The 12,406-nt window shown below is 41.4% G+C and carries 9 protein-coding genes; all 9 read left to right on the plus strand.

Annotation, left to right across the window (positions count from 1 at the left end; translation table 11 throughout):
• Window positions 1-14 precede the first annotated feature (14 nt).
• The 9 genes from leuD to WH223_RS02790 all read left to right on the plus strand — a co-directional run bounded on the left by leuD (window position 15) and on the right by WH223_RS02790 (window position 12,399).
• Window positions 15-599, plus strand: a complete 585-nt coding sequence (gene leuD, locus WH223_RS02750) for a 3-isopropylmalate dehydratase small subunit (RefSeq protein WP_340045994.1) — start codon at window positions 15-17, stop codon at window positions 597-599.
• On the plus strand, window positions 599-2,062 hold the full coding sequence (locus tag WH223_RS02755) for an ATP-binding cassette domain-containing protein (RefSeq protein WP_340045995.1): 1,464 nt from the start codon (window positions 599-601) through the stop codon (window positions 2,060-2,062). The genes leuD and WH223_RS02755 overlap by 1 nt, the downstream gene beginning before the upstream one ends.
• Before the next feature lie 63 nt (window positions 2,063-2,125).
• Entirely contained in the window at window positions 2,126-3,202 is a 1,077-nt protein-coding gene (gene leuB, locus WH223_RS02760) for a 3-isopropylmalate dehydrogenase (protein ID WP_340045996.1), read from the plus strand.
• A gap of 82 nt (window positions 3,203-3,284) precedes the next feature.
• Window positions 3,285-4,442 carry a 2-isopropylmalate synthase gene (locus WH223_RS02765; RefSeq protein WP_340045997.1) on the plus strand — a complete coding sequence of 386 codons (1,158 nt, stop codon included), beginning with the start codon at window positions 3,285-3,287 and terminating at the stop codon, window positions 4,440-4,442.
• Between the two features lie 125 nt (window positions 4,443-4,567).
• The gene (gene ilvA / locus WH223_RS02770; protein WP_340045998.1) at window positions 4,568-5,815 is read left to right on the plus strand and encodes a threonine ammonia-lyase IlvA; all 1,248 of its coding nucleotides are present in this window, start codon (window positions 4,568-4,570) and stop codon (window positions 5,813-5,815) included.
• A gap of 173 nt (window positions 5,816-5,988) precedes the next feature.
• Entirely contained in the window at window positions 5,989-7,593 is a 1,605-nt protein-coding gene (locus WH223_RS02775) for a DUF6377 domain-containing protein (protein ID WP_340045999.1), read from the plus strand.
• A gap of 224 nt (window positions 7,594-7,817) precedes the next feature.
• A complete protein-coding gene (locus WH223_RS02780; RefSeq protein ID WP_340046000.1) occupies window positions 7,818-8,342 on the plus strand; it encodes a DUF5004 domain-containing protein in 525 nt (174 codons plus the stop codon).
• 25 nt (window positions 8,343-8,367) lie between these two features.
• Window positions 8,368-9,468 (plus strand): hypothetical protein, encoded by a 1,101-nt coding sequence (locus WH223_RS02785; protein WP_340046001.1) that lies wholly within the window; start codon window positions 8,368-8,370, stop codon window positions 9,466-9,468.
• A gap of 12 nt (window positions 9,469-9,480) precedes the next feature.
• Entirely contained in the window at window positions 9,481-12,399 is a 2,919-nt protein-coding gene (locus WH223_RS02790; RefSeq protein ID WP_340046002.1) for a SusC/RagA family TonB-linked outer membrane protein, read from the plus strand.
• Window positions 12,400-12,406 lie beyond the last annotated feature (7 nt).

Raw genomic sequence — 12,406 nt, forward strand, 5'->3', positions numbered from 1 at the left:
AGGAAGAGATTGACATGAAAAAATTCGAAAAATTAACATCACAGGTAGTCCCATTACCTATTGAAAATATTGATACAGACCAGATCATTCCTGCGCGCTTTTTGAAAGCGACAACGCGTGAAGGCTTTGGTGACAATTTATTTAGAGACTGGCGTTATGATAGCGACAATCAGCCGAAAGCTGACTTCGTAATGAACGACAGCACCTATGCAGGCAAAATCTTGGTTGCAGGTAAAAACTTCGGTTGTGGTTCAAGCCGTGAGCATGCTGCTTGGGCTATCCAAGACCATGGTTTTGACGTTGTCGTAAGCTCTTTCTTCGCGGATATTTTTAAAGGAAACGCCCTAAACAATGGTGTTTTACCTATTCAAGTACCTGAAGAATTCTTACAAAAAATATTTGATGCTGTTTTTGCAAACCCAAAAAGTAGCATTTCAGTAGACTTAGAAGCACAAACGATTCAGATTGATGAAACAGGCGATTCGTATAGCTTTGAAATCAATGCGTACAAAAAATCGTGCTTAATCAATGGTTATGATGATATCGACTTCATCATCAGCCATAGAAGCGAAATTGAAGCATTCGAGCAACAAAGATAATGCAAGAGCCCGTCGTCCATATCACCAATTTAAATCTGCAATACGCCGGAAAGGCGGTGCTATGCGGTTTAAATTGGTGTATATATCCGGGTGAACAATGGGTCATTGGCGGAAAAAGTGGCTCTGGGAAATCATCCCTAGCCAAAGCGATCGTCCAACAGGTACCTACATCGGGAGACATAAGCTTTACCTTTAATCCCGACCTAGCCCTACCTGCGCAGGCGTATTACCTATCCAACTGGTATCAGTTTGCTAACCTGGAAGGGGAGCGCAACTTTTACTATCAACAGCGTTACAACAAGCAACAAAAGAACGATACCCATACGGTCTATGCAGATCTTATTCGCTTTGGCGAGAAAAATCAACTAGACTTCGTTGATGCGGAACCTATTCTTGCTGCGTTGGGCTTTGACAATTGTCGTGAAACACAACTTATCGCCCTTTCCAGCGGAGAGCATAAAAAATTGCAACTCGTGCAAGCATTATGGTTAAGACCGCAAGTGCTCGTGCTTGATGAGCCTTATACAGGCCTCGACCGACTGTCGCGCATCAACCTCAACCAAATGCTGGATGAGCTTGCAGCAGCAGGAAGTTCCCTAATCTTAATTAGTAACGACCAGCAAGTACCGCAATCCATCAACCGATTTGCACAAATCATTGATGGACAGCTCCAGCAGATTAGTGGCATGCATGAGTTCCTACAAGATGAACAGCGGAAGGCAAAAGTATTTCCCTATTTCTTGCAGAAGGCTCCATCTGTAGATGGCGAAAGTTTGATTGACCTACGTAACGTATCTGTACGTTATGATGAGAAAGTCGTCTTAAAAAATGTGAGCTGGTCAGTAAAGGCAGGCGAAAAATGGTTACTTCAAGGACATAATGGTTCTGGAAAATCGACGCTTCTTAGTTTGCTCAACGGTGATCATCCACAAGCGTATGCCAACGAGATATGGTTGTTTGGTAAAAAACGCGGCACGGGAGAGAGCATTTGGGACATCAAAGAGAAGATTGGCATTATCTCTCCAGAGCTTCATTGGTATTTCGACAAAAATGCAACTGTTTGGCATACGATAGCCTCTGGCTTTTACGATAGCATCGGTTGGTTTTTGAACGTTAAATACGAAGAGAAAAGACAGATAGAGCAGCTTTTAGACTTTTTTGATCTCTTAGCAGATAAAGACAAGCTCTTACATACACTTCCATTAGGAAAACAGCGCTTAGCGCTTTTAGCAAGAACGATTATTAAAAATCCACCGTTATTGATTTTAGATGAGCCATGCCAAGGATTAGACCGCGCGCAAACGGCACATTTCAATGCGGTTGTTGATGAGCTTAGTGCCTTTGGCAAAACACTAATCTATGTTGGCCACTATGAAGCGCAGCTTCCTAACAGCCTTGATCGTCGATTGGTATTAGAACAAGGAGAAGTCATCATTAACGAATATACATTAGCAAGCGTTTAACAAAAAATAGGAACAAAGGAATTCCAAACAGAATCCTTAGCAGCCCTAAAAGATAAGACACATATGAAAAAAAATATTTTAATTATCCCTGGAGATGGCATTGGGCAAGAGGTAACGACTTGGGGTAAACAAGCTTTGGAAGCCATTGCTGAGCAGTATGGCCACGAATTCAGCTTTGATGAAGCGATTATGGGACATACCGCAATTGAAGCTACAGGCAATCCCCTTCCGGATGAGACATTAGAAAAAGCAAGAACATCAGATGCCATTCTTTTTGGTGCTATTGGTCATGCCAAATATGATAATGATCCATCAGCAAAGGTGAGACCAGAGCAAGGATTATTGAAAATCAGAAAAGAGCTAGGTTTATACGCTAACCTACGCCCTATTTTATTATTTGATGAGTTGTTGGATGCATCGAGCTTAAAGCCTGAAGTGTTACGTGGAACGGATATTTTATTCTTCCGCGAGTTGACGGGCGATGTTTATTTCGGAGAGAAAAACCGCTCTGAAGACAACAACTTTGCTTCCGACTTAATGAACTACAATCGCTACGAAGTGGAGCGCATCACGCGCAAAGCGTACGATGCGGCACGCACACGTGGCAAAAGATTATGCTCTGTAGATAAAGCAAACGTATTGGAGACATCTAGATTATGGCGCGAAGTTGTTCAGGAAATTGCGAAGGAATATTCTGATGTAGAAACGGAGCACATGTTTATCGACAATGCAGCTATGCAGTTGGTGAAAAACCCGAAGAAATTTGACGTTGTATTAACGGCTAACTTATTTGGTGATATCCTTACGGATGAGGCTTCACAAATTGCTGGCTCTATGGGTATGCTGGCTTCGGCATCTATTGGCGATGGCACAGGTTTCTTTGAGCCTATCCACGGATCGGCACATGATATCGCAGGACAGAACAAAGCAAATCCTTTAGCTTCTATCCTTTCGGCGGCCTTGATGTTGGATATTGCATTTGGACTTCAAGAAGAAGCTAAAAAAGTAACACAAGCGGTAGCAGATACCTTAAAAGCAGGATGGAGAACTGGAGATATTGCTAATGCAGAAACTCCAGCTGACAAATTGCTTGGCACAAACGAAATGGGTGCAAAGGTCTTGGCATTTATTAAGAAGTAATTAACTAAGTATAAACATAACACATTAAAAAGAACAGCTACACAGAAATACTGCGCTTTTTAATCTTAAGGAATTTAAAATTATGTTACACGATCCTAATCACTTATACATTTTTGACACCACACTACGTGATGGTGAGCAAGTGCCGGGTTGTCAATTGACCACATCGGAGAAGATCGATATTGCACAAGACTTAGAGCGCCTTGGTGTCGACGTTATTGAAGCTGGTTTCCCGGTCTCTAGTCCGGGTGACTTTCAATCGGTCGTTGAACTATCCAAAGCCGTTAACGATGTAATTATCTGCGCACTTACACGTGCCAATCAAAATGATATCGACGTAGCAGCGGAAGCATTGAAATATGCTAAACGTCCACGTATCCATACGGGTATTGGTGCTTCTGATATGCACATCAAGTATAAATTCAACTCGACACGTGAAGAGATTCTAGAGCGTGCGGTGGCGGCTGTTAAGCATGCTAAATCATACGTTGAAGATGTGGAATTTTATGCGGAAGATGCGGGTCGTGCAGACTTGGCCTACTTAGCACAAATGGTAGAAGCGGTTATCGCAGCAGGTGCTACGGTAGTCAACATCCCTGATACGAACGGTTACTGTTTGCCTGATCAATATGGTGCTAAAATCAAGTACTTGACGGAGCATGTACGCAATATTGATCAAGCTATTATTTCGGCACACTGCCATAACGATTTGGGTTTGGCAACAGCAAACTCGATTGCTGCCATCCAAAATGGAGCACGCCAAGTAGAATGTACAATCAACGGTATCGGTGAGCGTGCAGGAAACACTTCTTTGGAAGAAGTAGCTATGATTTTGCAAGTACATAAGCAATCGTTTGGCGATTTATCGTCCAACATCAACAGCAAAATGTTCACTTATATTTCACAAAAAGTGAGTAGCATGATGCGTATGCCAGTACAGCCAAATAAAGCTATCGTCGGAAAGAATGCCTTTGCACATAGCTCAGGAATCCATCAAGACGGTTTCTTAAAGCACCGTGAGAACTACGAAATTATACGTCCAGAAGATGTAGGCCTAGATGAGGCTGGTATTATTTTAACCGCTCGCTCAGGTCGCCACGCCCTAAAACACCACTTAGAGCGCTTAGGCTATCAACTGGATAAAGAACAATTAGCGGCTACCTACGAGCAGTTCTTAGTTTTGGCGGATGCCAAAAAAGATCTTGACGACGAGGACCTCAAATCATTGATGCAGTCTTAAAACAGCATATGCTGCGACGGGATACGCAGGATGTTCTTTGGTAGAATGCCGAGAACATCCTGCTTCATTCCCACTACAACCTGTCGCTAAGCGATGCATACCGGCGCATTACTTTTACTTTTCAAATGGATTTATCAACATTAAACATAGACTCCCTACAGGCCAAAGAGCGCATAAAGGATATCATCAACCGTACACCTTTACAGTATAACATACACCTCTCTGAAACCTATGGTGCTGAAGTCTATCTAAAGCGCGAGGATTTACAAGTTGTACGTTCCTACAAACTTCGTGGCGCCTACAACAAAATATTGAGCCTCACGGATGAGCAACGCAGCCGTGGCGTAACTTGTGCTAGTGCAGGAAACCATGCCCAAGGGGTGGCTTTATCGTGTAAAAAACTAAATATCAAGGGAGTCATCTTTATGCCGGGCCCAACACCACGCCAAAAGATTACACAGACGGAGATGTGGGGAAATGGAAATATCGAAATTATCCTTACGGGTGATACTTTCGACGACTGTCAGCGTGCTGCCTTAGAATATACACAGGCGCACAACATGACGTTCATCCCTCCTTTCGATGATGAGAAGGTAATTGAAGGACAAGGAACTGTGGCCGTAGAAATATTAGAAGACCTACCTGATGTTGATGCTATTTTGATTCCTATCGGTGGCGGAGGTTTATCTTCGGGAGTTAGTTATCATATCCGCAAACATAAGCCTGAAGTTAAACTTTATGGTGTAGAACCTGAAGGCGCACCTTCCATGTTGGCGGCACTGAAAAATAGTGGACCTATTGAGCTGGAACACATCAACAAATTTGTAGATGGTGCAGCAGTGAAGAAAATAGGATCTTTAACATACCAAATAAGTAGCCAGCTTTTGGACTCCGTTAAAGTTGTTCCTGAAGGAAAAATATGTACTACTATCCTACAGTTGTACAACAAAGATGCTATCGTTGCGGAACCTGCTGGTGCTTTATCAATTGCAGCACTAGAGTTTCATAAGGAAGAAATTAAAGGCAAAAAGGTGGTTTGTATTGTTTCAGGCGGCAATAACGATATCGACAGGATGAGTGAAATCAAGGAGATGTCTTTACTCTACGAAGGGTTTAAGCATTACTTTATCATTCGCTTCCCGCAGCGTCCTGGTGCCTTACGCCTACTCGTAAGCGAGGTACTTGGCCCTAAAGATGATATCACCCGTTTTGAATATATCAAAAAAACAGAACGAGAGCGTGGTCCTGCTTTAGTTGGTATCGAGCTCAACAGCCCGAACGATTACAATGCATTGATTGAGCGTTTCAAAGCTTATAAATTCGACTATATCGAAGTAAATAAAGATCAAACGTTGTTTGAATATCTAGTTTAAACACCAAAAACTGAACCGCTAAAGACGCCCATCCGAATCAAAAGGATGGGCGTTTTTTATACCTTTCAATAACTAAAACAATGTTTTAAACACGTTAAAGGCATTTTATTAATTTTGTTCTTGTGAAAAATAGAAGATTTCTATAGCTTAGTAACAGCCACTTAGAAAGAACCATGAACCTAAAGTCAATATTAGCCATTGTGCTATTTATACTATTGCTACCTTTTCGACCGCAAGCGGAATCTTCTCAGATTGATAGTTTAAACAAGATTATTCAAACAAAAGTGGCCTACGATAGTCAGAAAAAAGCACGTATTGACCTACTCGAAAAAACACTCGATAAAATTCCACTTCAAGATATAGAGGCGAAATATAGAACTTACCTCACTTTATATGAAGAATACAAAACCTTTGAATTTAACAAAGCTTTTTTCTACATAAAGAAAGTGCAGCAGCTTGCTGAGCAGCAAAATAATGCACAACGCCTAAGCTCCGCGAAGTTGAAACTGGCTTTCATCTTAGTTTCCTCCGGCATGTTTAAAGAGTCGCTGGATGCACTTTCTACTGTTGACTCTACCTTACTTGATATCAACGAAAAGATTGACTTGTATATCCTCCTTGCACGTAATTACTACGATTTAGCCGATTATACCAAAGATGAATACTACGCACCAGAATACATTGAATTTGCAGGAGCGAGTATCAGCAAAGCATTGGCACTAGCAGCACCGACAAGCTTTAATTACAAGTATTACTTAGGCTTAAAGCTACTGAAGGAGGGACAAATAGACCATGCACAAGAACTATTGAGTACGCTCTTAAAAACCCCGAACTTAGGAGAGCATCAGAAAGCAATCATCACCTCTACGCTAAGCGATATCTTCATCCAACGGGGCAAAATACCAGAAGCTATCGACTTACTCGCAATAGCGGCTAGCTCCGATATAAAATCGTCGACCAAAGAGGCGGCCGCGATGCTGAACCTTTCTTTGCTTTTGTTCCAGCGTAAAGATCTAAAGCATGCTTACCTCTTTATCAATGAAGCAATGGACGACGCCAATTTCTATGGCGCACGCCAGCGAAAATTGCAGGTAAGTGCCAACCTCAAAATCATTGCTACGGGTAAAGTTAACTCTGTCGATGATCAGCGTCGAGTCATGACACGGTTTACAGTAGCTTTATCGGCGTTATCATTAATTATTATTGTTTTCGTCATTGTCTTCTACCGTCAGTTATTAAAAATCAGAAAAGCTGATGCCATCATCAGAGAGACGAACAGCTCTTTAAACCATACCATCGACAAACTACATGAGGCAGACAAGATCAAAGAAGAATATGTGAGCTACTATTTCAATATCAACTCCGAGTATATCGATAAATTAGAGCATACAAAGAAGAGTATTGAAAACAAGCTGAAATATAAGGAGTATGAAGATATAAAGCTCATCATTGGGAAGATCAATCCACCGAAGGAACGTCAAAACTTATACCTTCAATTTGATAAAACATTCCTACGTATCTTCCCCAACTTCATCCAAGAATTCAACCTTCTTTTTAAAGCCGAAGATCACTTCCATTTACCCGAAAATGGAGGCCTTAACACGGAACTTCGCATCTTCGCACTTATTCGAATGGGCATAACCGATAACAATACTATTGCTCAAATTCTAGACTACTCCATCAACACTATTTATACCTATAAAAATAGAATTAAGAATAAGGCAATAGTACCCAATAACGAATTCGAAGATTATATTATAAAGATAAAAGGATTATAATCACCATTTTTCGTTCATATTTTTCGAACGAAAACAAAAACACAAAAGACTCAAAATCAACAAATTAAATACTAAATAGTATTTATATTTTCTATATTGAGTCGAATCGCTATTGCAGTCCGAAATTATCCTTCCTTCCTTTGTTTCGTAGATCACAACAAAAACATTGTGAAGATCAACGACACCAAAAAACCATTATAAACAATTTAACTACTAAATGTGCTATGATAAGAAACCGATCACTGCTCAGCCTGGTATCAGCTTTTGTTTTGCTCCAACAAAGTGGATGTAACAAAATAAATGACGGAACATTCGTTGAACCCATTACCATTTATGAAAAGGTAAAAGGCACCTGGAAACTAGATGATATTGTGCAGGTAGACCATACTGCAAAAACGGGGAACATCAAACCAGATGAATTAAACCTGTACAGCGAGTTTGAGTTTCCTTCCTTCAATATCAAATTAAATGTCGACGAGAAAAATGCACCAACATCCTACGAAGTAACAGGAAATGCACCGGAGTTATTTCCAAACAAAGGCTTTTGGGACCTTGACGTAAGTTTTGTTCAAGCAAACGGAGGCTCACCGCAACTGCTCCTCTACACAGACGCAAGCAAAAGCAGCCTCGTTGGCAAACTAACCATTGCTGCCTTACCGGGGAGTACTCCAAAAATGGACTTAATTCTTACTCGATTTTCGGAGGGGGGAGCCTTTGTGTCTTACCAATACAAACTATCCACAAAATAACCATTTTCCTATAAGCTTGATAATTATGAAAAAGATATTATTGTTATTATTCTTTGGGATTATGCTAATCCCAATGCTAGGACGAGCACAGTCTCCAGAAGAAGCAGGAGACCCTACTGCGTCATGGTCTTACCCTGCCATTTACAATGTTGATGAAAAGGTAAGTTGGTTTTTTGACCTTGAAGGCACGAAATTCGTCCAAGGTCAAGATTTATACTTGTGGGCATGGTCTCCTTCGGAGCCTGATGCTGGAAACTGGGCAAACTCATCCGATTTTGCGAAGCTCATCTACGTCAAAGATATGATTTGGCGCATGGAATTAACACCTACAGCCTACTTCAAAAAGACAGTAGCAGAAATAAAAGGTAGCACCGGATTTTGGATGCGTATAAAAGATAAAACGGGATTAAAACAGTCTGGCGTGGTCAATATGCCGATGCCAACTGTAAATGACTTTGTGGAGTCTGGTAAAATGTACGCTGCCGTTCCAGAAAAGTTCACCGTTAAAACGCCTATGGCAATTTTATTTAATGCCAACCTAGCCGACAACAAAGATGCTTTCTTAAATGCACCTAGTGTCCACCTTCATGCGGGGCTAAACAACTGGGCAGTCTTGATGGAATACCATGCTGGAGATGAAGCAAGAAGTGCCAAAACAAAAATGGTAAACATGGGCAATGGTATTTTTAGAAAGGATATTATCCCATCTGAATACTTTGGGGTGGAAGAAGACTTCCCATTAGAGAATATCACCTTCTTAGCCGTTGTAAAAGATTGGCAAGGCACCTCTCCCGATGGCGTACTCTTTGCGGCCAATGTACCTATTCCGCCATCACCCGTGTTCTCCATATTCCCTTTAAAAGTTAGTAAGAACGATATCTTAACACTAACTAGAGAGAACAATGTCAGAAATCAATCTTTGTATTACACGATAACCGGAGGAGGGAAAACCTTAACAGGTGAAATTCCAGGTCCTACAAATCGGAAACGTATCTCCTTTAACTTAGGTAAAGAGTTTAAAGAGGATAACATCAGTAAGCTTCACGTTACCGTGAAAGACCAAAACAACACATCGATTTACGACAATGAAGTGTTACTAATTAAAGTGGATAACCCTACTAAATAAGCCATTACGATTATGAAATTCACAAGATATTTATTCATGACGGTATTCGTCATGTTGCAAGGTATAGCCTTTACTTTTGCACAGAGCCAAATTTCAGGAACCGTTATCAACAAAGATAGACTTCCACTAAAGGGAGTTACCGTTGCAAACGCGACTGGAGAGAAAACACAAACAGATGGGATTGGAAAGTTCACCATCAACAGCAGCACAGGAGCGACATTGACCTTTTCTTTTATCGGCTATAACACCCAATCTGCGCCTGCGAGTGTAGATGTTCTAATCACCCTAGAAGAAAATGCTGTAGAACTAGATGCTATACAAGTTGTAGGTATTGGTTACGGCACGATGCGTAAATCAGACCTTACAGGAGCTATTACTTCCATCTCAGCGAAAGATTTAAGACAAGGCGTCATCACTTCTGCCGAGCAATTATTGCAAGGTAAAGTAGCTGGCCTAACGGTAAATCAGGCGAGTGGAGACCCTACGCAAGGATCATCTTTACGTCTACGTGGTGGTACGTCGCTATCAGCAAGCAACAATCCTTTGATTGTGGTCGATGGAATTCCTGGGGTGGACATGAACACCGTTCAGCCAACAGAAATTGTATCCATCGATGTACTCAAAGATGCTTCGGCAGCGGCTATTTATGGGTCGAGAGGTGCCAACGGCGTTATTATCGTAACGACGAATAGAGAAAATGGCGCAAAAACGATGAACTATAGCGGTTACGTGGCTGTCGGTAACGTAGCGAAAAACTTAGATTTACTTTCTGCTAACCAATGGAGAGAGCAGGTACGTGCGCAAAACCTCGTCGGAGCAATTGATTATGGTGGCGATACCGACTGGCAGAAAGAACTACAAAGAACAGCGACAACAAACTCACATAATCTATCCTTTGCCAATGGAGGAAAAGATGGCGGCATGCGTGCATCTTTGGGTTACATGAATTCGGAAGGCGTAATCAAAACGAGCGGTCTGAAAAGAATCTCGGGTACATTGAATGCTTACCAATATGGCTTAAACAATAAGCTACGTTTAGAGGCTAGCGCTTATGCCAATAGAGATGACTATAACCCTATTGATATTACCGTTTTTCAGCATGCCTATAATTTGAACCCGACTTTACCGGTAATGCAGAATGGTGCTTACACACAAATTGGTGGCGACTGGAGTAACAACCCTGTAGAAATTTTGATGCGAAGAAAAGATGACCAAAGTAGAAACCGTTTGTTGGGTTATGGTAAAGCGGAACTCGAAATTATCGAAGGACTGAAAGCCGTAGCAACAGGTTCATACGAAAACAATACACAGCAAGGCCGCTTTTTCTTACCGGCAGCTTCTTTCCAAGGGAATGCTGATAAAGGATATGGTAGAAGATCATTGGCTGAATACCAAAATTTCCAATTGGAATCCTACTTAAACTATGATAAAACCTTTGCGGAAGAGCATAGGCTTAGCTTAATGGGTGGTTACTCTTTCTTAAAAAATGAGTACGAAGGCTTTGGTGCAGAACGTCGTAGGTTTGATTCTGATCTTTTCGGTTACAACAACCTTGGTGCCGGGACAGATGCTCGTATGGGCGATGTATACTCCTACAAAGGAGAAGCTAAATTAATTTCCTTCTTCGGTAGAGCAAACTATGCCTATAAAGACCGCTACATGTTGACCGCTACTGTACGTAAAGATGGTTCATCACGTTTTGGGCCAAACAACAAATGGGGATGGTTTCCTTCGGTATCAGCAGCGTGGAGAATCTCACAAGAGGAATTTATGGCCAATTCACAAAGCTGGCTGAACAACCTGAAACTTCGTGCTGGCTACGGAATTACAGGTAACCAAGATGGTATCGGAGAATACAAATCGTTATCATTGATGGGTACTGGAGGCGGTGTTTACTACGATTATGCAACCAACTCTTGGAAGCAATCATATAGCATCACACAAAATCCAAACTCCGATTTAAAATGGGAATCTACAGCACAAACCAACGTAGGTTTAGACATCTCTTTCTTAAATCGATTCAATGTGACCATTGATGCTTATGTAAAGAAAACATCAGACTTATTATATACCTATACTGTACCGCAACCGCCCTACTTATATGATCGTATGTTAGCCAATGTTGGTGACTTAACGAATAAAGGTATCGAGCTATCTATCGCGGCTAATATTATCCAAACGAAAGACTTCACATGGAATGCCAACTTGGTATTAGCACACAATAAGCAGGTGGTGGACCGCTTGTCTAATGACCTCTATCAAACAGATGCTGTATCCTCAGGAAACCTGCATGGTTTAACAGGTATGACAGGTGTATATACGCAAATCTTAAAAGAAGGCTATGCGGTAGGAACTTTCTGGGGACCAAAATACCTAGGCCTAGATGAAAATGGTAAAGTTCTATTGGAAAAAGATGCAGACGGTAAGGTAATCGAGCAATACTTAGGTGGCGCACAACCAAAATTGACAACGGGTTTCACGATGTATTTCGCTTATAAAGGGGTCGATTTAAACATCGCTACAAACGGAATGTTTGGTCAAAAAATATTGAATGCACAGCGCATGAACATCAGTTTTCCAGGCCGATTCCCAGAGAAAAACATCTTGGATGATTACGTAGGAGACCCAGCGACGGAAGGGCCAATCTTTTCGGACCGTTGGATTGAGAAAGGAAACTTTTTACGCCTGCAAAGCTTAACATTAGGGTACAACCTACCTGTTTCAAACAACTGGTTTAAACGTATTCGTGTCTATGCAACAGGCGAAAACCTATTTGTAATCACCAAATATAAAGGGATAGATCCTGAAGTTAACATTACGGGATTAAGAAGCCCTGGTATCGATAAGTCTATCGACCCTACAAATGTAAGCGACAACTATTACTACCCTAGGGCTAGAACCTACTCCTTCGGTGTCAATCTTTCGTTTTAATTGTTGA

Origin of the sequence: Sphingobacterium sp. MYb382 (assembly GCF_037572665.1) — a bacterium.
In the GTDB taxonomy this organism is placed as follows: Bacteria; Bacteroidota; Bacteroidia; order Sphingobacteriales; family Sphingobacteriaceae; genus Sphingobacterium.